At 68.3% G+C, this 21,077-nt stretch carries 26 protein-coding genes; 9 read left to right on the forward strand and 17 right to left on the reverse strand.

Annotated features, from left to right (window positions below; all coding sequences use genetic code 11):
- The first annotated feature begins 46 nt into the window (after positions 1-46).
- The 4 genes from ctrA (at position 47) to trmB (ending at position 3,489) form a co-directional block, all read left to right on the forward strand.
- Positions 47-742 carry a response regulator transcription factor CtrA gene (gene ctrA / locus N0B51_RS01340; RefSeq protein WP_259960391.1) on the forward strand — a complete coding sequence of 232 codons (696 nt, stop codon included), beginning with the start codon at positions 47-49 and terminating at the stop codon, positions 740-742.
- A gap of 196 nt (positions 743-938) precedes the next feature.
- Positions 939-1,709, forward strand: a complete 771-nt coding sequence (locus N0B51_RS01345; RefSeq protein WP_259960392.1) for a sulfite exporter TauE/SafE family protein — start codon at positions 939-941, stop codon at positions 1,707-1,709.
- A 502-nt stretch (positions 1,710-2,211) separates the two neighbouring features.
- The gene (locus N0B51_RS01350; protein ID WP_259960393.1) at positions 2,212-2,727 is read left to right on the forward strand and encodes a hypothetical protein; all 516 of its coding nucleotides are present in this window, start codon (positions 2,212-2,214) and stop codon (positions 2,725-2,727) included.
- 60 nt (positions 2,728-2,787) lie between these two features.
- The gene (gene trmB, locus N0B51_RS01355) at positions 2,788-3,489 is read left to right on the forward strand and encodes a tRNA (guanine(46)-N(7))-methyltransferase TrmB (protein ID WP_259960394.1); all 702 of its coding nucleotides are present in this window, start codon (positions 2,788-2,790) and stop codon (positions 3,487-3,489) included.
- On the opposite strand, the gene N0B51_RS01360 is transcribed toward trmB, so the two are convergent.
- Both N0B51_RS01360 and N0B51_RS01365 read right to left on the reverse strand, forming a co-directional pair.
- The gene (locus tag N0B51_RS01360; RefSeq protein WP_259960395.1) at positions 3,486-3,869 is read right to left on the reverse strand and encodes a hypothetical protein; all 384 of its coding nucleotides are present in this window, start codon (positions 3,867-3,869) and stop codon (positions 3,486-3,488) included. The genes trmB and N0B51_RS01360 overlap by 4 nt on opposite strands.
- Before the next feature lie 68 nt (positions 3,870-3,937).
- Positions 3,938-6,199, reverse strand: coding sequence for an NADP-dependent malic enzyme (locus N0B51_RS01365; protein WP_259960396.1), 2,262 nt, complete (start codon positions 6,197-6,199; stop codon positions 3,938-3,940).
- A 140-nt stretch (positions 6,200-6,339) separates the two neighbouring features.
- Here N0B51_RS01365 and mutS point away from each other — a divergent pair, with 140 nt between their 5' ends.
- From mutS to N0B51_RS01380, 3 genes are read left to right on the forward strand one after another with little or no spacing between them, the layout of a single operon-like run.
- Positions 6,340-8,943: a DNA mismatch repair protein MutS gene (gene mutS / locus N0B51_RS01370; protein ID WP_259960397.1), complete on the forward strand. Its 2,604-nt coding sequence runs from the start codon at positions 6,340-6,342 to the stop codon at positions 8,941-8,943.
- 23 nt (positions 8,944-8,966) lie between these two features.
- Positions 8,967-9,329: a hypothetical protein gene (locus N0B51_RS01375; protein WP_259960398.1), complete on the forward strand. Its 363-nt coding sequence runs from the start codon at positions 8,967-8,969 to the stop codon at positions 9,327-9,329.
- Positions 9,304-9,729 carry a YidH family protein gene (locus tag N0B51_RS01380; protein WP_259960399.1) on the forward strand — a complete coding sequence of 142 codons (426 nt, stop codon included), beginning with the start codon at positions 9,304-9,306 and terminating at the stop codon, positions 9,727-9,729. The genes N0B51_RS01375 and N0B51_RS01380 overlap by 26 nt, the downstream gene beginning before the upstream one ends.
- Positions 9,730-9,735: 6 nt before the next feature.
- Here N0B51_RS01380 and N0B51_RS01385 read toward each other — a convergent pair whose 3' ends face one another.
- Genes N0B51_RS01385 through gluQRS form a run of 5 tightly spaced genes read right to left on the reverse strand, consistent with a single transcriptional unit; the run spans position 9,736 to position 12,710 of the window.
- On the reverse strand, positions 9,736-10,068 hold the full coding sequence (locus N0B51_RS01385; RefSeq protein WP_259960400.1) for a hypothetical protein: 333 nt from the start codon (positions 10,066-10,068) through the stop codon (positions 9,736-9,738).
- A 55-nt stretch (positions 10,069-10,123) separates the two neighbouring features.
- Positions 10,124-10,993 (reverse strand): 3-hydroxyacyl-CoA dehydrogenase family protein, encoded by an 870-nt coding sequence (locus N0B51_RS01390; RefSeq protein WP_259960401.1) that lies wholly within the window; start codon positions 10,991-10,993, stop codon positions 10,124-10,126.
- A gap of 58 nt (positions 10,994-11,051) precedes the next feature.
- Positions 11,052-11,618, reverse strand: coding sequence for a cob(I)yrinic acid a,c-diamide adenosyltransferase (locus N0B51_RS01395; RefSeq protein ID WP_259960402.1), 567 nt, complete (start codon positions 11,616-11,618; stop codon positions 11,052-11,054).
- A gap of 27 nt (positions 11,619-11,645) precedes the next feature.
- Entirely contained in the window at positions 11,646-11,873 is a 228-nt protein-coding gene (locus N0B51_RS01400) for an HIG1 domain-containing protein (protein ID WP_259960403.1), read from the reverse strand.
- A 9-nt stretch (positions 11,874-11,882) separates the two neighbouring features.
- Entirely contained in the window at positions 11,883-12,710 is an 828-nt protein-coding gene (gene gluQRS, locus N0B51_RS01405; RefSeq protein ID WP_259960404.1) for a tRNA glutamyl-Q(34) synthetase GluQRS, read from the reverse strand.
- 120 nt (positions 12,711-12,830) lie between these two features.
- Here gluQRS and N0B51_RS01410 point away from each other — a divergent pair, with 120 nt between their 5' ends.
- Positions 12,831-13,421, forward strand: coding sequence for an HNH endonuclease (locus N0B51_RS01410; protein WP_375545920.1), 591 nt, complete (start codon positions 12,831-12,833; stop codon positions 13,419-13,421).
- Here the strand turns inward: N0B51_RS01410 and N0B51_RS01415 are convergent.
- The 5 genes from N0B51_RS01415 to dksA form a co-directional block, all read right to left on the reverse strand.
- Positions 13,418-14,206, reverse strand: coding sequence for a tryptophan 2,3-dioxygenase (locus tag N0B51_RS01415; protein WP_259960405.1), 789 nt, complete (start codon positions 14,204-14,206; stop codon positions 13,418-13,420). The genes N0B51_RS01410 and N0B51_RS01415 overlap by 4 nt on opposite strands.
- 35 nt (positions 14,207-14,241) lie before the next feature.
- Entirely contained in the window at positions 14,242-14,709 is a 468-nt protein-coding gene (locus N0B51_RS01420) for a DUF4112 domain-containing protein (RefSeq protein WP_375545921.1), read from the reverse strand.
- Between the two features lie 5 nt (positions 14,710-14,714).
- Positions 14,715-16,169 carry an ABC transporter substrate-binding protein gene (locus N0B51_RS01425; RefSeq protein ID WP_259960406.1) on the reverse strand — a complete coding sequence of 485 codons (1,455 nt, stop codon included), beginning with the start codon at positions 16,167-16,169 and terminating at the stop codon, positions 14,715-14,717.
- Positions 16,170-16,215: 46 nt separating this feature from the next.
- The gene (locus tag N0B51_RS01430; RefSeq protein ID WP_259960407.1) at positions 16,216-16,545 is read right to left on the reverse strand and encodes a PilZ domain-containing protein; all 330 of its coding nucleotides are present in this window, start codon (positions 16,543-16,545) and stop codon (positions 16,216-16,218) included.
- A gap of 176 nt (positions 16,546-16,721) precedes the next feature.
- Positions 16,722-17,180 (reverse strand): RNA polymerase-binding protein DksA, encoded by a 459-nt coding sequence (gene dksA / locus N0B51_RS01435; RefSeq protein ID WP_259960408.1) that lies wholly within the window; start codon positions 17,178-17,180, stop codon positions 16,722-16,724.
- A 280-nt stretch (positions 17,181-17,460) separates the two neighbouring features.
- On the opposite strand from dksA, the gene N0B51_RS01440 reads away from it, so the two are divergent.
- Complete coding sequence (locus tag N0B51_RS01440; RefSeq protein WP_259960409.1) at positions 17,461-17,787, forward strand: hypothetical protein; 327 nt, start codon at positions 17,461-17,463, stop codon at positions 17,785-17,787.
- Positions 17,788-17,808: 21 nt separating this feature from the next.
- Here the strand turns inward: N0B51_RS01440 and N0B51_RS01445 are convergent, their stop codons facing one another.
- From N0B51_RS01445 to N0B51_RS01465, 5 genes are read right to left on the reverse strand one after another with little or no spacing between them, the layout of a single operon-like run.
- Positions 17,809-18,942 carry a GNAT family N-acetyltransferase gene (locus N0B51_RS01445; RefSeq protein ID WP_259960410.1) on the reverse strand — a complete coding sequence of 378 codons (1,134 nt, stop codon included), beginning with the start codon at positions 18,940-18,942 and terminating at the stop codon, positions 17,809-17,811.
- Positions 18,939-19,703, reverse strand: a complete 765-nt coding sequence (locus N0B51_RS01450) for a glycerophosphodiester phosphodiesterase family protein (protein WP_259960788.1) — start codon at positions 19,701-19,703, stop codon at positions 18,939-18,941. The genes N0B51_RS01445 and N0B51_RS01450 overlap by 4 nt, the downstream gene beginning before the upstream one ends.
- A complete protein-coding gene (locus N0B51_RS01455) occupies positions 19,700-20,158 on the reverse strand; it encodes a RidA family protein (RefSeq protein ID WP_259960411.1) in 459 nt (152 codons plus the stop codon). The genes N0B51_RS01450 and N0B51_RS01455 overlap by 4 nt, the downstream gene beginning before the upstream one ends.
- Positions 20,155-20,784, reverse strand: a complete 630-nt coding sequence (locus N0B51_RS01460; protein WP_259960412.1) for an HAD family hydrolase — start codon at positions 20,782-20,784, stop codon at positions 20,155-20,157. Before N0B51_RS01460 ends, N0B51_RS01455 begins: the two co-directional genes overlap by 4 nt.
- Positions 20,781-21,062, reverse strand: a complete 282-nt coding sequence (locus N0B51_RS01465) for a DUF3572 domain-containing protein (RefSeq protein ID WP_311201823.1) — start codon at positions 21,060-21,062, stop codon at positions 20,781-20,783. Before N0B51_RS01465 ends, N0B51_RS01460 begins: the two co-directional genes overlap by 4 nt.
- Between the last annotated feature and the right edge of the window lie 15 nt (positions 21,063-21,077).

The raw sequence follows: 21,077 nt of genomic DNA on the forward strand, positions 1-21,077 counted from the left end.
CGGGTCGTTACCGCGGGGAATTGGGCACTCAGGGGGGAACCTGGCCATGCGCGTACTGCTGATCGAAGACGAGCCGACGACGGCCAAGGCGATCGAGCTCATGCTCACTACCGAAGGCTTCAACGTCTACTCGACCGATCTCGGCGAGGAGGGCTTGGACCTCGGTAAGCTCTACGACTACGACATCATTCTGCTCGACCTGAACCTGCCCGACATGCACGGGTACGACGTGCTCAAGAAGCTGCGCGTCGCCAAGGTGCAGACGCCGGTGCTGATCCTGTCGGGCATCAGCGAAATGGATTCGAAGATTCGCAGCTTCGGCTTCGGTGCCGACGACTACGTGACCAAGCCGTTCCACCGCGAGGAGCTGGTGGCGCGTATTCACGCCGTCGTCCGCCGCTCGAAGGGCCACTCGCAGTCGGTCATCCGCACCGGCAAGCTGGCCGTGAACCTCGATGCCAAGACCGTCGAGGTCGACGGTGCGCGGGTCCACCTGACCGGCAAGGAATACGCGATGCTCGAGCTGCTCAGCCTGCGCAAGGGCACCACGCTGACCAAGGAAATGTTCCTCAACCACCTCTACGGCGGGATGGACGAACCCGAACTCAAGATCATCGACGTGTTCATCTGCAAGCTGCGCAAGAAGCTCAGCCACGCCTGCGGCGGCGAGAACTACATCGAGACCGTCTGGGGCCGCGGCTACGTGCTGCGCGATCCGGGCGAAGAGGCCGAAGCGGCCTGATCGCGACGAAATTACGGTTCCTTTTGGACGGGGGACGGCCGCCCGGAGTGTTCGCGCTCCGGGCGGTTTTCGTTTGCGGGCCCGCCTGCAATGGCGCGCAGGATCGCCCCTTTCCGAACGATAGCGCTAGAAATTCTTTCTGTCCGCTTCCGGCGCCGCGATGCATCGGCTGGCCCAGACGACGGGGAGCGCCGCCATGTTCGACTTTGCCAGCTTCGATCTCTGGGCGCTGCTGCCTTTCATCGCCGTCGGGTTCGCTGCCCAGCTCGTCGATGGCGCGCTGGGCATGGCGTTCGGGGTGATCATGAACACCCTGCTGGTCGGCGTCCTCGGCGTGCCGCCAGCGCTCGCGTCGCAGCGGGTTCATGTCGTCGAATGCTTCACCACCGCGACCAGCGGGTTGAGCCATCTCTATCACCGCAACATCGACGCCAAGCTGTTCATGCGGTTGCTCGTTCCCGGCGTGCTCGGGGGCGTGACGGGCGCCTATCTCCTGTCGAGCATCGATGCGAGCACGGTGAAACCCTTCGTCCTGCTCTACCTCGCCGGCATCGGCATCTACCTGCTGGTGCGCGGCATCCTCTACCCGCCCAAGCTGCGCGAGGCCAAGTACGTTGCGCCGCTCGGTCTGGTGGGCGGCTTTCTCGATGCCGCCGGCGGGGGCGGCTGGGGGCCGGTCGTCACGTCGAACTTGCTGATCCAGGGAGCCGATCCGCGCAAGGTAGTGGGTACGGTCAACTCGGTCGAATTCTTCCTGACGGTCGCCGTGTCGGCGACCTTCATCTACCACCTCGGGCTCGCCGATCTCGCGGGAGCGACGCTCGGCCTGCTGATCGGCGGCGTACTGGCCGCCCCCTTCGGCGCGTTTTTCGCCAAGCACGTTCCGGCCAAGTGGATGCTGATCGCGGTCGGCATCGTACTCACGATCACCAGTTCCTACGGTGTGTGGAACGCGTGGGCGAATTGAGGTGAGGGCCCGCTTCGCGACTGTCTCGATTCGGGAAGGCCGATCGGGTCTATTTTGAATCGACCGACGAAGACCTTGCTTGTCTCCCGCCTCTTCTGAATAGTCCTTCCCGGCCAGAGGAGAGGGAATCGTGCCTCGCAGCACGCGCGAACGGCTGAAATCGAACCGGCATGGAATCGTACCTGCGCGGGGCTGGTTGCTGGCGGGCGGTGGATTCGCGATTTCCGCGATCGGACCTGCTCACGGCCCCGCCATTACTGCCCCGGCCGAGGTCGCGTTGGCAACGCCTGCGATTTACGCTGCGTCGTTCCCGGCAGCGCCTCCGCAAAACCATTCCCAGCCTCGCGTCGACGCGCGACCACAGGCGCGGACGACGAGTGCACCTGCTCCCGAAGCCCAGCGACCCGCTTCCATCCGACCCGTCGCGATCGCGGTGCTGCAAAGTGACCGACCGCTGCCAAGCGTCGCCCGCCCGGTCACGAGCGAGTTCGCGCTATCGACATTGCCGGAAGTCGGCCCGTCCGAAGCAATCGATGACCAGATCGTGGTGAGTGCGCCCGCGTCGCGCAATCGCAGGGAATCCGCGGCCCACATCGCTCAGATCTCGACGATCGCGCAAAGCCGCGACCCCATGCCGCAGGTGTCACTGGGACGAGAGCAATCCAGCACCGGCCTGGCCGACGCTACAGCGGCGATGCAGGTCGCGTTGCCGCCGCTGCCCGTCTTCACCGACGAGGAGCGCGGTCGGCTGCTGGCCCTGGCGCCTGAAAGCATGGTCGTCCGGATCGACGGCATCGCGGCGGGCGAGGTCGCCGTCAGGCTCACCGATACCCGCGCTGTCGCGGTGCAGCTGGGCGACCTGCTCGACCTGGTCGCGGAGCGAATGCCCGCCGAACGCTACGACCAGCTGCGGCAATCGTCCGCCAGCGCGAGCTTTGTCACCCTCGACCGGCTGCGCGATGCAGGCATTTCCGTGCAATACGACGCGGCATACGACGAATTGCGGATGAGCGTCTGACGGTTTTCTGCGCCGACAGGGTCTGGACCGCCGGCCGCGAGTGCGGCTAGGCGCCGCGCCATGACCGCGCACAAGGAAGGCGATCCGACCACGCTCAACCGGCTGTACGGCCGCAGCCAGGGCAAGCCGCTGCGCAAGGGACAGGCCGAACTCGTCGATACTCTGCTGCCGCAGATTGCCCCGCCTCCCGAGGGTCCCGTGACCTCGCGGACGCTGTTCGGCGACGATCGCCCCCTGCACTTCGAGATCGGCTTCGGCGGCGGCGAGCACCTGGCCTACCGCGCCGACCTGTTGCCCGACTACGGGTTCCTCGGCGCCGAGCCGTTCGTCAATGGCGTTGCCCAGGCGCTGACCCACGTGCGCGACGGCAATCTCGCCAACGTGCGCATCCATCACGGCGATGCGCTCGAGGTCCTGCGGCGGGTCCCCGACGGATCGCTGACGATGGTCTACCTGCTCCACCCCGATCCCTGGCCCAAGGCGCGCCACGCCAAGCGTCGGATGATGAACGACGGCCCCGTCCGGATGATCGCCGACAAGCTCAAGCCGGGCGGCGAGTTCCGCTTCGGCACCGACCATGACGTCTACCTCCGCCACGCCCTCATGGTGATGCGCCGTTTCACCGACGCATTCGAATGGGTGGTCGAGGGCCAGGCCAGCTGGCAGAATCGCCCTTCGGGCTGGCCCGAGACGCGCTACGAGCACAAGGCCCGCACAGTATTCGGGCACGAGGTCTGGTACTTCCGCTTCCGGCGACGCTAGCCAGCTGGGGCGGGTCCCGATCGCCGCAGCGGGATCACGCGCGAGCCCGGCACGGGCGCGGCGGTGGTTCGCGCCTCCTCCAGCTGGAGCGCGGATAGCGGCGCCTCGAAGGCGAGCCCCGCGCTCCCGCGCTTGAGCCAGCGCAGCCTGGCAGCGATCGGCCCCACCGAACCGAGCCAGAGCGCGACCTCCTCGTTCTTGGTCACCGCCACCTGGATCCCGCGGACACGGCATCCGCGCGCGTCGAGGTCCAGGACCGCGACGGATTCGACCGTTCCATCGCCGATCCGGCACCGCGCTTCGAGCGACACCGCGTCGCGTTCGCCCATGCGCGGGCCGGTATACTTGGTGGCCAGTTTCGGCCTTCTTGCGATCCCCATGCCGTACGACCTGACGCCCGGGCCTTAGGATCGGCTGAATGCGATGGGTTAACGCCGCGTCATCCCGGTCAGCCGACCACTCCGGCGGCGGCCAGCACGGCCAGCGTGAGGACCTCTGGCGCGAGCGCGGTCATCGGCGCGATCTGCACCGGCTTCTCCATCCCCACCAGCATGGGGCCGATGGTGCTCGCCCCCGCAAGCTCGCGCAGCAGCTTCGCCGACAGGTTTGCCGATTGCAGGCCGGGCATGATGAGCACGTTGGCCGGTCCCGACAGGCGGCTGAAGGGATAGAGCTCCATGACCTTGTGATTGAGCGCGGCATCGGGCGCCATTTCGCCCTCGTATTCGAACGCCGGCTCTTGCGCGTCGAGGATCGCCACCGCCTCGCGGATGTTGCCAAGCCACTGGCCCGGGGGGTTGCCGAAGGTCGAATAGGACAGGAACGCCACCCGCGGTTCGTGTCCCAGCCGTTTCGCGACCGCGGCGGTTTCGGTCGCGATGTGCGCCAGTTGCTCCGACGTCGGCCGCTCGTTGATCGTCGTGTCGGCGAGGAACACGGTGTAGTTCTTGCCGATCAGCAGGTGGATGCCGAATGGCAGCGCACCTTCCTTCGCGTCGAGCACGAGGTTCACCTCGCGCGCGGTCTGGGCGAACGTGCGGGTGAGGCCGGAGATCATCGCATCGCCGTGACCCAGCGCCACGAGCAGTGCGGCGAAGACGTTGCGCTCCTGGTTCACCATCCGGCGCACGTCGCGCAGCGTCCGTCCGCGCCGCTTGAGCCGGTCGTAGAGATATTCGACCATCTGGGGGACGAGCTTGCTGTCGGCCGAGTTCTGGATCTCGAACCCGCCCGGGTCGCTCGCGCCGAGCATGTGCAGCTTGTCGACGATCGCCTTGGTCCGGCCGACGAGGATCGGCGTGCCGTAACCGAAATCGCGGAACTGGATCGCCGCACGCAGCACGACATCCTCTTCCGCCTCGGCAAAGACGACTCGCTTGGGATTGGCCTTGGCGTCCTCGTAGACGCGGGTGAGCACCGAAGTCGTCGGGTTGAGCCGCGCCTTCAGGCTCAGGCGATAGGCGTCGAAATCGTCGATCGGCGCGCGCGCGACGCCCGAATCCATCGCCGCCTTGGCGACCGCGCTTGACACGACCTCCATCAGCCGCGGATCGAACGGGGCGGGGATGATGTAGTCGGTGCCGAACTTGTGGTTCACGCCGTAAGCCGCGGCGACCTCGTCGGGCACCCGCTCGCGCGCGAGGCTGGCGATGGCCTGCGCGGCGGCGACCTTCATCTCCTCGTTGATCGCGGTCGCCTGCACGTCGAGCGCGCCGCGAAAGATGAACGGGAAGCCGAGCACGTTGTTGACCTGGTTGGGGTAGTCCGACCGGCCGGTCGCGATGATCGCGTCGGGCCGCACCGCCTTGGCGTCCTCGGGCCGGATTTCCGGATCCGGATTGGCCATCGCGAAGATGATCGGGCTGGGCGCCATCTTCTCGACCCATTCGGGCTTGAGCGCCCCCTTGGCCGACAGGCCGAGGAAGATGTCCGCGCCCACCAGCGCCTCTTCGAGGCTCCGCGCATCGGTTTCGACCGCGTGGGCGCTCTTCCACTGGTCGACCCCGTCGCGGCCCGGATAGATGGGACCGCTACGGTCGCAGACGATGACGTGGTCGTGGGGCACGCCGACCGACTTGATCAGCGCGGTGCAGGCGAGCGCGGAGGCCCCCGCCCCGTTGACCACCATGCGCACGTCCTTGAGATCGCGGCCCGTCAGGTGGCAGGCGTTGATCAGTCCCGCCGCCGCGATGATCGCGGTGCCATGCTGGTCGTCGTGCATGACCGGGATCTTCATCCGCTCGCGCAGGGCCTGCTCGATCACGAAGCACTCGGGCGCCGCGATGTCTTCGAGGTTGATGCCGCCGAAGCTCGGCTCCATCAGCGCGACCGCCTCGATGAACTTGTCCGGGTCTTCGGTGTCGAGCTCGATGTCGATCGAATCGACGTCGGCGAACCGCTTGAAGAGCACCGCCTTGCCTTCCATCACCGGCTTCGATGCGAGCGCGCCGAGGTTGCCCATCCCCAGGATCGCGGTGCCGTTCGAGATCACGGCTACGAGGTTGGAGCGCGCGGTGTAGCGCGCGGCATTGGCCGGATCGTCGGCGATCGCCTGGACGGGCGCGGCAACGCCGGGCGAATAGGCGAGACTGAGGTCGCGCTGGGTCGCCATGGGTTTCGAGGCGACGATCTCGATCTTACCCGGCCGGATCGTCTCGTGGTAGAACAGCGCCTCGCGCTCGGTGAATGCGGTGGGCTTCTCGTCGGCCAATTGGGCCCCCTCTTTTTCAATGACCACCGTGGCCCTAACGGAAGTTGGCCGAGCGCAACAGGGGAAAGGCGCCGCGCCCGCCGTTCCGAATCGGTCGGCCAGCCGCTAACCCCCTCGCCGTGGCGGGAAGCGCGACTCCGATGATGGCCCAGTACCTCGCGCTCAAGCGCCAGGCCGAAGGCTGCCTGCTGTTCTACCGGATGGGCGACTTCTTCGAGTTGTTCTTCGACGACGCGAAAGTCGCCGCCCAAGTACTCGACATCGCGCTGACCAGCCGCGGCGAGCACGAGGGCGAGCCGATCCCGATGTGCGGCGTCCCCGTGCATTCGGCCGAGGGCTACCTCGCGCGGCTGATCAAGGCCGGCCAGCGCGTCGCGATCGCCGAGCAGACCGAAACCCCCGACGAAGCCAAGGCGCGCGCGAAACGCGAAGGGACCCCGTCGTCGAAGGCCCTTGTCGCGCGCGACATCGTGCGCTTCGTCACCGCCGGGACGCTGACCGAGGAGGCGCTGCTCGAACCGCGCCGGGCAAACGTGCTCGCCGCGGCGTGCGAACTGCGGGGCACCTGCGGTCTCGCCGCGGTCGACATCTCGACCGGGCGGATGACGCTCGAGGAATGCGCCCCGGCGGATCTTCCCGCGGCGCTGGCCCGCGTCTCGCCGAGCGAAGTGGTCGTGCCCGAGGGGTGGGAATGCGCCCCCGAGGAGCGCACCGAGCGCCCACGGGCGGATTTCGCCAGCGATGCCGGGGCCGATCGCCTGTGCGCGGTTCACGGCGTCGCCACGCTCGACGGGTTCGGCCAGTTCACGCGGGCTATGCTCGGCGCGGCCGGAGGTCTGCTCGCCTACCTCGACCACGTCGGGCGTGGTACGCTGCCGCTTCTGTTGCCCCCGGTCGCGGTCGAAAGCGGGCGAACGCTGGCGATGGACGCGGCCACCCGCGCGAGCCTCGAGATCGTCGAGGCAAGCCGCGGAGGGCGCGCGGGCAGCCTGATCGACGCGATCGATCGCTGTTCGACCGGCGCCGGGGCGCGGCAGCTGGCCGAGGACCTGTCGGCCCCGCTGACCGACCGCGGGGCGATCGAGGCGCGCCTGGCGCTCGTCGCCCGGTTTCACGGGGATCCGCTGTTGCGGGCGGACGTGCGCGCCGCTTTGCGCGCGCTGCCCGACATCGGCCGCGCGATCGGGCGGGTCGTGGCGGGGCGCGGCTCCCCGCGCGATCTCGGCCAGCTGCGCGACGGCCTGGACGGGGCGCGGCGGCTGCGTGACCATCTGAAAGGCCAGCCCGACCGGCCCACCCTGCTCGAAGAACTGCTGCCCGACCTTGGCGGGCACGGCGCGCTGACCGATCTCTATGCCCGCGCCCTCGTCCCCGCCCCGCCCACCGAGCGGAGCCAGGGCGGTTATATCGCCCAAGGCTACGACGCGGCGCTCGACGACCTGCGGGCGACCTCCGGCAACGCCCGCCGGGCGATCGCGGCGCTCGAGGCGAAGTATCGCACCGACACCGGGATCACGGCGCTCAAGATCAGGCACAACGGGGTGCTCGGCTACTTCATCGAGGTACCGGCCCGGCACGCCGACGCGCTGATGGGCGAGGATAGCGGCTTTACCCATCGCCAGACGATGGCGGGCGCGGTGCGGTTCAACTCGCTGGTCCTGCACGAGGAAGCGAGCCGCATCGCCGAGGCCGGGAGCCATGCCCTCGCCGCAGAGGAAGCGCACTTCGAAGACCTCGTCGAACGCGCCGTCGCCGCGCGCGAAGCCATCGCGCGCACCGCCGCCGCGCTCGCCCGGATCGACGTCGCCGCCAGCCATGCCGAGCGCGCGAGCGAGGGCGACTGGGCGCGGCCCGCCATCGTCGAGGAACCGGTGCTCCGGATCGAGGCCGGCCGCCATCCCGTGGTCGAGGCCGCGCTCGCGGCGGGGGGCGAACGGTTCGTGGCCAACGACTGCACACTGGTACCCGACGACCGGCTCTGGCTGATCGGCGGCCCGAACATGGGCGGCAAGTCGACTTTCCTGCGCCAGAGCGCGCTGATCCTGCTGCTCGCGCAGTCGGGGGCCTTCGTCCCTGCCGCTGCGGCGACCTGCGGCCTTGCCGACCGGATATTCAGCCGGGTCGGGGCGAGCGACCAGCTCGCGCGGGGACGTTCCACCTTCATGGTCGAAATGGTCGAGACGGCGGCAATCCTGTCGCAGGCCACCGAAAGCAGCTTCGTCATCCTCGACGAAGTGGGGCGCGGCACCTCGACGTACGACGGGCTCGCGCTGGCGTGGGCCGTGGCCGAGGCGGTGCATTCGACCAACCGCAGCCGGTGCCTGTTCGCGACCCACTATCACGAGCTGTCCCGGCTCGCCGAGAGCTGCGAGGCGCTTTCGCTGCACCACGTCCGCGCACGCGAGTGGAAGGGCGACCTCGTCCTGCTGCACGAACTCGCCGAAGGACCGGCCGACCGGTCGTACGGCCTTGCCGTCGCGCGTCTGGCGGGGGTGCCTCCGCACGTGGTCGCGCGCGCCAAAGCCGTGCTCGACCGGCTCGAGAAAGGACGCGCCGAGACGGGGGGACTGGCTGCAGGCCTCGGCGACCTGCCCCTGTTCGCGGCCGCGGTGCAGGCCGAGGAAGAAGCGTGCGACACGCTGCGCGAAACGCTGCGCGAACTCGATGTCGACGCGCTGACCCCGCGCGAGGCGCTCGACCTGCTCTATTCATTGAAGCGCGAGGCGGGCGAAAGCGCTCCTTAACCCCCGGCGGCTAGGGTCGCGCCATGCGCGGGTACATGTTTCGCAATCGCTGGTTCGCCCTGCTGTTCGTGGGCATGGTGCTCGCGGGCGTGGCGAACCTGGTCGGCACCGAAGCCGGCGGCGGCGCGATCAGCGCGGCGCAGACGCAATTTGCCGACCAGCGCGAACAGGCCGAGGCACTGGTCGATCACGGCCCGCCCGGTGAGGGCGAACCGGACATCGAGCTGCAGTTCACGCCCGACGAGGAGCTGATCGATGCGGCGACGGGCTACGATCCCACTCCGGTGGACGAGTTCGCCGCCGCGCAGGAAGTCGGCAGCGAGGTTGTCCCCGACACGCAAGTCGTTATCTTCGCCGACGATGGCGGACAACGAGCAGGACAGTAACAAGCTCGCCGAAGAGCGGACCGAGCTGGCCGAGGATCGCAACATCATGGCGATGGAGCGGACGTTCGCCGGCTGGATGCGCACGGCATTCGCCGCGATCGGCATCGGCCTCGCCTTTCGCGCGGTGTTCGGAGAATTCGACCCGCCATGGCTCGCGCGCGCGATCGCGACGCTGTTCATCGGCGCAGGGGCAGCGCTGGCGTGGTCGGCGCAGCGGCGTACCTGCGCCACGCTCGCGCGGCTGAACCCGCACACGCTGGAAACGCCCGCAGCGCCCAATTTCCGGCTTCTGGCCTATGCCGTCATTCTCGGCTCGGCACTGCTGATCGCCGGCCTGTGGATCCTCAACGACGGCGATATCGGCGAAGAGACGAGCCAGCGCGCCGCGTTTCCCGGATAGGGCCGGTCAGGACCCGTCGGACGGCAAATCGGGGTCGACCTTGTTGTCCTTCCCGTACTTGTCCTCGTTGTCGTCGAGATTGGGTTCGCCCCGGTAGGCGTTCATGTCGATCCGGCCCGAGCTTTCCATGTCGCGCATATGATCGACGAGGTCCTGCTCGGACGACTCGTCGATGCCGCGGTTCACCCGCGTGCTCGCCGTGGGATCATCCCGGTCCTGCTCCTGGGCCTGGTCGGCGACGGTCTGCGCCTGGCTGCGCTCGTCGTCCTGTTCGTCGTTGTGCGTTTCGGGGGCGAGCGCATCGCTCGGCGAAAGGTCCTTGCGCTTGACGTCATCCATCGGGTTAACTCCTTTGCCCGATCAACCGCCCGCTGCCCCCCGGCGTTCCCGGCAATCAGCGCGTCGGGACGGGCTCCTCGCCCGCGTAGTCGTAGAAACCCCTGCCGGCCTTCCGGCCGAGCCAGCCGGCTTCGACGTACTGAACCAGCAGCGGTGCGGGCCGGTATTTCGGATCGCCGGTCGAGTTCAGCAGCACCCGGACGATCTCGAGGCAGGTGTCGAGTCCGATGAAGTCGGCAAGCTGCAACGGCCCCATCGGATGGTTGAGGCCAAGGCGGCAGGCCGCGTCGATGTCGGCGACCGTGGCGGTCCCTTCGCCCAGCGCGAATACCGCCTCGTTCAGCATCGGCATCAGGACGCGGTTGACCACGAATCCGGGCGCATCGCGGACCTCGACCACGTGCTTGCCGAGGCTTTCGCCCAATGCCCGTGTGCGCGCGATCGTGTCGTCCGAAGTGGCGAGACCGGCAATGACCTCGACAAGGCCCATCACCGGCACGGGGTTGAAGAAATGCAGCCCGATGAACCGCGCCGGATCGGGCGCCCAGTTGGCCATGCGGGTGATCGGAATCGAGCTGGTGTTGCTGGCGAGGATGGCGTCCTCGGCGAGCACCGTGCCGATGCTTTCGAAGATCGACTTCTTGATCGCCTCGTTCTCGATCGCCGCCTCGATGACCATCGATGCGTCGGCCATCGGCGCGAGGTCGGCGACGGGCTCGATCCGGCCGAGGGTCGCCTCGGCATCGGCAGCCGCGAGCTTGTCCTTGGCGACCAGCCGCGCGAGCCCCTTTTCGATCGTCGCCTTGCCCTTTTCGGCAGCGGCGAGGTCGATGTCGGACAGAAGCACGCGGTAGTGGTTCTGGGCCAGCGTCTGGGCGATCCCCGCCCCCATCTGGCCGGCTCCGACGACTCCGATCGTGTCCATTGTCCGCTTCCTTCGCAATTGCAGCGAAGCGCGGGTTAGCGGCGGACGTGCAGGTTGGCTAGCGGCTGCCGCCGGGAACCCACGTCACGTCGGCACGGCCCTCGTCGTTGAGCAACCGGGCGAGCTGGAAAAGGTAGTCGGACAGCCGGTTGACATAGGCGAGCGCGGCGGGATTTACGGCCTCGTGGCTCGCGAGCGCGGTCATCGCCCGCTCCGCGCGCCGCACCGCCGCGCGGGCAAGGTGAACGCGCGCGCCCCCCTCGCTGCCGCCGGGCAGGACGAAACTCCGCAGCGGCTCGAGCCTCTCGCCCGCAGCGTCGATCCGGCCTTCGAGCCACTCGACTTGCGCTGGAACGATGCGCAGGACCATTTCCGACGGGGTGAAATCCACGCCCGGCGTGGCGAGGTCGGCCCCGAGATCGAACAGGTCGTTCTGGACCCGCGCAAGGTCGCCGCGCGCGCCACCTTCCAGCGCGACGGCGGCAAAGCCGATCGCCGAGTTCGCCTCGTCCACCGCGCCGATCGCCTCGATCCGCGCGGAGTGCTTGGGGCAGCGCGATCCGTCGACGAGGCCGGTCGTCCCGTCGTCCCCGGTCCGGGTGTAGATCTTGTTGAGCTTGACCAAGCGGCCGTCCTCGTTGCGCCGAACGGATCAGCGGGTCGCCATCAGGATCACCGCGACCACCACGATCGCCAGCGCCTGGTACTTGATGCGGTTGAACATCATCCGGTTCTGCAGGAGCTGCATCTCGTGCTGGCGCTCGGAACCTGCGTCGATGTCGGCGCGATGCGACTGGAGGAACGCCACGATCCCCCGTACCAGCGAATAGGCGACGAGCGCCATGAGGACGACGAGGACGATGACGAGGAAGGTGGTCATGGGGTTTATCTAGGACGTCCCCAGCGAAATGCCAGCGGGGAAGCGATGCGCGCGCAGCGATTCGGCGAGCGCAGCGCCGTCCTCGCCGGCCAGGCGCAGGTCGCGCAGGGCCGGCGAGCCGCGCCGCTTGGCCAGCTTTTGCCCGTCCGGCTCGACCAGCAGCGGGTGGTGACGCCATCGCGGCACCGGCAGCCCGAGCAGTTCCTGCAGCAGCCGGTGGACGTGGGTGGCGGCGAAGAGGTCCCGCCCGCGAGTAACCAGCGTCACCCCGTCCGCCGCGTCGTCGAGCGTGGCGGCAAGGTGGTAGCTGGCGGGCGCATCCTTGCGCACGAGGACCGGGTCGCCGGCAAGGTCGGGCCGCGCACGCTGCACGCCCGCGAGGTCGTCCGCCCACTGAAGCGGTCCTGTCAGCGCGAGCGCCTTGCCGACGTCAAGCCGCCAAGCCGCGTCGCCTGTTCCGCCGTCTTTGCCGCGGCAGGTACCCGGGTATACCGGCCCCTCGGGCCCGCTGGCCTTTGCCGCCGCCGCGATCTGGGCGCGCGTGCAGGTGCATGGATAGAGCAATCCCGCGGCGCGCAGCCGATCGGCCGCGGCCTCGTAAGACGCAAGACGGGAGGATTGCCGGGCAACCTCGTCCCACTCCAGCCCCAGCCATGCGAGGTCGGCGCGGAACTCGTCCCCAATCTCGGGCCGGGACCGCGCACCGTCGATGTCCTCGATCCGCAACAGAAACCGCCCGCCTCGCTCGCGCGCGAGGTCGTGCGCGACGATCGCGGAGAACGCGTGACCAAGGTGCAGCGAACCGTTCGGGCTCGGCGCGAAGCGGGTGACGTCCATCGTCCAGACCCCTAGCCGCAATTGGCTGTGGATTCAGCCGGTGTCGTCAACTTGACTAAGAAATCGGCAAATGGTCCTTGTCGAAGTCGGGAGGCGAGCGGACACGTGTTCAAGGCCGAACTGATCGAGCGGGCGGCGCATTTCCGGCGCGCCGAGGAGGATCCCTCACGGGCGCTCGAAAGCTGCCCGGCCCTCGTCCTCAACGCCGACTACACCCCGCTGTCCTACTATCCGCTCAGCCTGTGGCCGTGGCAGACCGCGATCAAGGCGGTGTTCCTCGAGCGGGTCGACATCGTCGCCAGTTACGAACGCTGCGTACACTCGCCCAGCCTCGACATGCAGATTCCGAGCGTGATCGCGCTGCGACAATACGTCCGCCCGAGCGAGTTTCCCGCTTTCACCCGCTTCAACCTGTTCCTGCGCGATCGGTTCGCGTGCCAGTACTGCGGCAGCGAGAAGGACCTGACCTTCGACCACGTGATCCCCCGCCGCCTGGGAGGGCGCACGACGTGGGAGAACATCGCCACCGCCTGCGCGCCGTGCAACATGAAGAAGGGCGGCCGGACCCCGGCGCAGGCGCACATGAACCTCGTCCGCCCGATCCGCCCGACAAGCTGGCAGCTGCACCAGCACGGGAAGGCCTTCCCGCCGAACTACCTCCACGAAACCTGGCGCGACTGGCTTTACTGGGACATCGAACTGGAAGCCTAGATCGCCGTCCGCACGCTCAGCAATTCCGGAAAGAAGACCTGCTTGAGGACGCCTTCGAGGTAGGGCACGCCGGCAGTTCCGCCGGTTCCGCGCTTGAAGCCGATGATGCGTTCGACCGTCTTGAGATGGCCGAACCGCCAGCGCTGGAAGTGGTATTCGAGGTCGACGAGCTTCTCGGCCAGTTCGTAGAGGTCCCAGTGCGCTTCGGGATCGCGGTAGATCTCGGCCCAGGCGGCCTCGACTTGCTCCGAGGGAACCCAGCCGCCGCGGGGATCGCGTTCGAGTATATCAGGAGGAATCGCGAAGCCGCGTCGCGACAACAGCCGCACCGCCTCGTCGTAGAGGCTCGGGCGTGCAAGCTCGGCGCGCAATTCGGCGGCCACCTCCGGCGTCGCCTCGTGCATCGTCACCATGTCGGGGTTCCGCCCACCGAGGAGGAACTCCATCAGGCGGTACTGCGCGCTCTGGAACCCGCTCGAACTGGCAAGATGCGGCCGAACCTGGGAGTAATCCGCCGGGGTCATCGTGCTCAGCACTTCCCACGAGTGGATCAGCTGTGCCTGCGCGCGCGCCACGCGGGCGAGCATCTTGAACGCAGGCCTGAGGTCGTCGGCGATGATCTCCTCGCGCGCGGCGAACAGCTCGTGCAGGCACAGCTTGAGCCACAGCTCGCTCGCCTGGTGGACGATGATGAACAGCATCTCGTCGTGCGCGCCGGAGGCCGGGTGCTGCGCGGAGAGGATCTTGTCGAGATCGAGGTACGAGGAATAGGTGACGTCGGTCATCGCCGACGCCTACGCCAAAGCGGTAGCGAGTGAAACTACCCCTCGATCGTCCGGACGGCCGGGTGGTGCCTGTCCAGGTGGCGCTTGACGATCTTCAGATTGCGCGTGTTCGACCGGAACACGAGGTCGAAGGCGTCACCCACCAGCGGCACCGCGCCGAGCGCCGCGTCGAACGCGACGTTGCCGGTCATGCGCCACAGCTTCCATTTCGGCAGGCCGAGATTCTTGGCTTCCCACACGATGTACATCCCCATCGCCGCAGTGACGAAGTCGCCGATCACCGGGATAAGCCCGGCAATCGAATCGAGTCCGATGCGATAGTTGACACCCGGAACGGTGAAGCTGTTTTCCAGCAGTTGCTCCATCGCCTCGATCCGGCGGCGGATCGACGCCGGGTCGGTCCCGATCGGCAGTTCGACCCGCATCGCGCGGGGACGCACCGTCGAATTGCGTGCGGACGGGACGCGGCCGGTGGGTTCCATCGGGGTCATCTCCTCTCTCATGCCCTTCATGTGGGGGCGAGGGCGAGCGGGTACAACGGATGGACCGCCCATGCGTTCTCGACGAACCCGGCGACGTCTCCGCGCACGAGCGACCAGCGCACCGGAGCGCCGAGGGGAATGTAGCCTTGCCGCGCGGTCAGCCGCGTCTCCGCCTCGGCAAGCAGGGTCGCGCGCGAAGCCGGATCGGTTTCCCTGACGGCTTCGCGCACCAGTTCATCGGCCTTGGGATCGCACAGTGGCCGGCGCACCTTGCAGGCGAACTGGTCGAGGTACCAGCGGCGGCTGCCGAACCGGGCGAGCGTATCGACCAGCTCGAGATCGGCCTTGTCGCCCTTGCGCACGCGCACCGCGGTTACCCCGATCTCGCGCCAGTCGGCGGCGATTTCGCGCAGCAGCAAGTCGGCGCCCGGCCCTTCGGGCAATGCGACCGTCACCGTCTTGGGTCCCGCGAACCCGTCGATCCGCCGGCGGGCATCGGCGCGGCGCGCGTCGATCGCGCTGTTGCTCCAGCGTTCGCCGGCTCCCTCTCCCACCACGGCGGCCGGCACGATGCGCGTGCTCGGCATCCAGCCGGCGATGTTGAACGGCGCAAGCAGCGTCTCGCGCTCGATCGCCATGGCCAGCGCCTCGCGGCGCGCCGGCTCGGCAAGCAGCCCCTCTTCGCGCAGGACCTTGAGCCCGAGCAGCCCCTGCGCCGCGTCGAGTCGGACCGTTCCGCGCGACAGCGGCCCCGTCGGCGCGAGCGGGAGGTCGACGATGGTCCCTCCGAATACGAGATCCACGTCGCCCGACCGGAACAGGTCGACCGCGCCGCGAGCCGGCAAAGCGCGGAAGACCAGGACGCGCGTGCCATCCTGCCAGTCCTCGCGCGTGGGCAACCCGCGCGCCTCGGGCGGCAACAGCGTCAATCGGCCGGTGCCGTCATCGCGCGTCAGCGTCATCGGGCCGGTGCCGGCCCCACGATGGAACACGCCGAGTTCGGGCTGCGCGAGGAGCTGGAGAAAATCCGGGGTCGCGCTCGAAAGGCGGATCTCGATCACCCGGCCGGTCATCGCGCGCACCTCGGACACCGGTGCCAGGTCGAGACCGAGCGAGGTACCCGCGAGGTCCCGGATCGTCCTGCGCAGCGCGTCACGCACCTGTTCGGCGGTCATCGGCGTGCCATCGGGCCATTCCGCATTCCGCAGGCGGAAGATGTAGGACATTCCGTCGTCGGTCACGATCCAGCGTTCGGCGATTGCGGGCACGACCGCCCCGCTCTGGTCGAGCGCGACGAGACCCTCTGCCGTCGCGGCACGGACCTGCTGCGCCGACGTGGCGAGCCGCAGTCCCTTTTCGAAGGGCGCCTCGGGATCGCCGATGAGGGCGATCCGCACGACTCCTGCATCGTCGGCGGAACCGCACCCGGCGAGCGCCAGAAGCAGCGGAGCGGCGAACAGGAAACGCGGGCGCGGTGACATCGCTCGCCCGGTTAGCAGGTCGGTGCCGACCCGTCAGCGCCGAAGGTCAGATATTGCGCAGGCGCTTGGGGTCGAGGTCGAATCCCGTCGGAGCGATCGAGGCCGGCCGCACGAACCGCGGCGCGGAAAGGTCGCCGGTGCCGACGGCGCTGCGCGGCGCCTTCGGGTCTATCTCTTCGGCAAACGCGATGCCGAACCGCTGCTGGTGGACCCAGGCGATGCTGCCCTCGACCGGGCGCAGATTCTTGAGGCATACGGTTACCCGCGAACCGGCGAGGACGCGCACGTCGCCCTCGGCCATCATTCCGTGGGCCGACAGGTTGCGCACGCGCACGCGATGCGCGGTGCTCTCGCCCTCGAGCTGCAGCTCGGCCATCAGAAACAGGCTGTCGCGATTGACATGCCTCGTATCGACACCAGACATCGCGGGTTTGGGCTCCCGTTAACCAGTTGCAACGCTCGGCCGCGCCACGATCGGCGCTGCGGCAACGGTTACTAGGCGGGATAGTCTAAAGTTTGCTTAAGGCTGGCCTTGCGCAAATGCGCAGGAAATCAGTCGTCTCGCGAGATCTTCTCGCGCCGCTCGTGGGCTTCCTGCGCCTCGACGGTCATGGTCGCGACGGGGCGCGCGATCAGCCGCTTGAGGCCGATCGGATCGCCCGTCACCTCGCAGTAGCCGTATTCGCCCGCGTCGATCCGGCGGATCGCCGAATCGATCTTCGCGATCAGCTTGCGCTGCCGATCCCGCGTCCGCAATTCGATGCCCCAGTCGGTCTCGCTCGAGGCGCGATCATTGAGATCGGCTTCGCGAATCGGCCCGTCCTGGAGCGATTGCAGGGTGGCGTTGGCGGCGGACAGGATCGACCGCTTCCACTCGAGCAGCAGCATACGGAAATAATCCTGCTGCGCGGGGTTCATGTAATCTTCGTCTTCGGAGGGACTGTAGTCGGGCGCCAGCGCCCGCCGGGCCTTTTCGAGTACATCGATGTCTTCGCTCGCCAGGGTGGCCATCGTCGTCCTCAATCATCCTGTCCCGCCGGTCCGCCGTCCTCCACATCACAATACGGAGGCACCGTCCGGCTGGTTGTTGGCGCGCCTATAGGCACGGGCCGGGAAGCGCACAAGCCGGCACGCTCAACGAGGTCCTCTAGAAGGGGAAAACTTAAGCGAAACCGAACGAACGGCGCGCACCGGCCAATTTTCTGCAACGGAAATTAACCACTTGTTGACCATAACCGGGTTGAAGTCGGGTCAACGGCGACACGGGGGTTCGCCGGAGGGGGAAAGACAGATGGAACTGCGCAAGATCGAAAACGGGGCGGTGCTCAAGCAGTCCCACGACGCGAGCCTGCTGGTGGCGCAATGCCTCGCCGCGGCGGCCCAGGGCGATACCTCGGCCTACTACGACCTCGGCGTCGCCTATTCGACGGGCAGCCACGGCGCCGCCTGCGACCTGATCGAGGCGCACAAGTGGTTCAACCTCGCCGCGGCGCGCGGTCACGAGGAGGCGGCCTGGTGCCGCGCGGATATTTCCGACGAGATGACCGCACGCGAAATCGCCGAGGCCCAGCGCCGCGCGCGCGAGTGGCTGCTGGCGGGTGATCGCCGGGCGGCCTGACCCGTCTTTCGCCGGGCTGGCTCAGCCCTTCCTGAACGGGGTCCGCGCGGACAGCCACTCCGCATCGACAGCGACTCCTTCGCGCTCGCGCTCGAGGAAATCGGCGACGGCGGCGCGAAAGCCCGGATCGGCGATCCAGTGGGCCGAGGTGGTCTGCACGGGGCCATATCCGCGGGCGATCTTGTGCTGCCCCTGCGCGCCGGCCTCGACCCGTGACAGGCCGCGTTCGATGGCCTCGTCGATGGCCTGGTAATAGCACAGCTCGAAATGCAGGAAGCGCCGGTCTTCCACGCAGCCCCAGTAGCGACCGTAGAGTGCATCCGGTCCCGCAAAGTTCAGCGCGCCCGCGATCGGGCGTCCTGCATCGAACGCCATGACCAGCACGATCGCTTCCGCCATCGTTTCGCCCATGAGGTCGAACGCACGCCGAGTCAGGTACGGCCGGCCCCACTTGCGGCTGCCGGTGTCCTGGTAGAACACCCAGAACGCGTCCCAGTGCTCGGGCCGGATGTCGGACCCCGAAAGGCGGCGGATTTCCACCCCGGCCTGCGCCGCGCGCCGCTCCTTGCGGATGGCGCGGCGCTTGCGGCTGGCGAGATCGTCGAGGAAGTCGTCGAACGAACGATATCCGCGGTTCTCCCAGTGGAACTGGATGTCATGCCGGACCAGCCAGCCCGCGGCCTCGAACAGCGGGACCTGCGCCGCCTCGACGAAGGTCGCATGGATCGAGGACAAGTCGTTGGCCTGGGCGAACCGTTCCGCGAAGCGCAGCAGGTGAGGCGCCAGTTCGGGCGAACGGGTGAGGACCCGCGGCCCGGCCGCCGGGGTGAACGGCACCGCCACCTGCAGCTTGGGGTAATAGCGCCCGCCGGCGCGGTGCCAGGCGTCGGCCCAGGCATGGTCGAACACGTATTCACCCTGACTATGACCCTTCAGATAGGCCGGCAGGGCGGCGACGAGCCGCCCCCCGTCCTCGATCACCAGCGGCGCCGGCGACCAACCGGTACCCTCCCCGACGCTCTCCGATCCCTCGAGCGCGGCGAGGAAGGCATGGCGCGTGAACGGATTGCCGCTCGGGTCGAGCGCGTCCCATTCGTCGGCCGGAAGCGCCGCGACGCTTTCGGCCATGCGTGCGACAAGCCCGGCTTCGCTCATGCGAGCCCGGCTCCCTCGGCGATCGGCGCATCGGCGTGCGCCGCGGCGCGTGCCCGCAGTTCGGGGGTCCGGACGGTCCAGGTCAGCAGCGGCAGGCCGCGCGCGCGCTGCGCCGCGGCGAACCGGCTCGGCAGGTCGCGCACGTCGTAGGCGAGAAAGTCGGGCCGTGCGTGCCAGAGCGACAGGTGGCGGCGGAACCGGCCGCGCCAGCCGCGCTCGTTCTCCTCGGTGACCACGAGCCCGCGGACGATCTCGGGGGCATGACGAGAGAACCATTTCGGCACGCGAGGGTCGAAACTCATCACCGCTACGGCACCATCATATCCTTCGAGCGCGCGGCGAACCGCAAGGCACAGCGGCACGGGGCTGCGATTCCGCTTCGACTTGACCTCGACCAGCAACGGCACCCGGCGGGCGACCTGTTCCAGCAGGCGGTCAAGCGTGGGAATGGGATCGCCACCGACGGCCAGCGCGATCGTTTCGAGCGCGGCGGCATCCCGTGCGGCAACTGGCCCGCATTCGGCCGTGAGCCGGTCGAGCGTCCAGTCGTGGAACACCATCGCGCGCCCGTCGCGGCTCCTCTGGACGTCGCACTCGATACCCATCGCGCGGCGGATGGCTTCCGCGAACGCGGCAGGCGAGTTCTCCGCCACGCGGCCGTCGTGCACGCCCCGATGTGCGTATTCGTGCTGCCCCAGCCAGCCGGCCCGGGCGGGGTCCGGCGCGGGTGCGAACAGCGTATCGAGAAGCGCGAAAATCAGTCCCTCACGGCGACGATGGCATCGACCTCGACCGCGGCTCCCAGCGGCAGCACCGGTACGCCGACCGCGCTGCGCGCGTGCTTGCCGGCGTCGCCGAACACTTCCACCATCAGTTCGCTCGCCCCGTTCGCGATCCGGGGCTGCGCGTCGAATTCGCCGGTCGAGTTGACGAAGGCGCCCAGCTTGACGATCCGTTCCACCCGGTCGAGCGAGCCGAGCGCGGCTTTCAGCTGGGCGAGGATCATCAGCCCGCAGGCCCGCGCCGCCGCGACACCGTCGTCCAGCGGCACGCTCTCGCCCAGGCGCCCCTTGACCAGCTCGCCGTTCACGAACGGCAGCTGGCCCGACACGTGGGCAAGACCGCCGGATATGACCACCGGCACGTAGGCCGCGACAGGGGCCGCGGCTTCGGGCAGTTCGATGCCGATTTCTGCGAGGCGCGCCTCGATGCTCATGCGTCCACTCCTTCGATTCGTTCCATAAGCCACGGGAGCGCGTGCTCCCAGGTGTCGATACGGGCGTGCGCGTCGCCGGCCTCGTGCGCGCAGGCGATGCGCGAAGCGAGCATCGGTTCGCCGCACAGGTGCAGCCGGTGCACGCCGGGCACGGTATCGGCCGCCGACTTGTGATGCTGGGCAAGGTCGTCGATGAAGACCGTCCGGCTCGGCGCGTATTCGTCGACGATCGCCTTGAGCGCCGGGCCTTTCGGCCCCTGGTTCGTGAACACCCGCGCGTGGATGCCGTGACTGGCGAGCTGTTCGGCGCGCATCTCGCGATGCCGATCGGCAAGGTTGGTCAGGATCACCACGTCGGCGTGCTCGCCGAGCGCGGCGATGCCCTCGACCGCGCCGGGGATCGGGTCCTGCCGGTGCATTTCGCCGTCGAAGAACTTGCGCAGGAAGCCCCATATCTCGGCCGGCTCGACCACCTCGCCGCTCTGCGTCCAGCGCATCGATTCGCCGAAGTCGTTGCCGACCATGTTGAACGTCACGCCCTGGCTTTCCTCGAGCCAGGCCTTGAAGTGCGCCACCATGAACAGGAGCACCTCGTCGCAGTCCGATACGATCAGCGGCCGGCTCATTCCGCCAGCTCCTGCCGCGCCGCCGCGAGCCGCTCGGGCGTGACGTTGAGCGCGTCGGCGGCGAGCAGCAGGTCGGGTTCGTGACCCGCGAGATAGTCGAGCACGGCCGCCAGCGTGGAGCGCTCGGTAAGGCTGTCGCGCAGCACGTCCGGTGTCAGGCCGGTCAGCGCGAGCAACCGCTCGGCGCGGGCTTCGTCGGCAAGCACCCAGCCGAGGGCCGAGAGCGCCAGGGTGTCGGCGTCTCCGGAGCGATGGTCGGTATCGGCAGTAATTGTCAGCGTCCTTGATAATCC

The organism is Tsuneonella litorea (assembly GCF_025154015.1).
Classification (GTDB): Bacteria; Pseudomonadota; Alphaproteobacteria; order Sphingomonadales; family Sphingomonadaceae; genus Tsuneonella; species Tsuneonella litorea.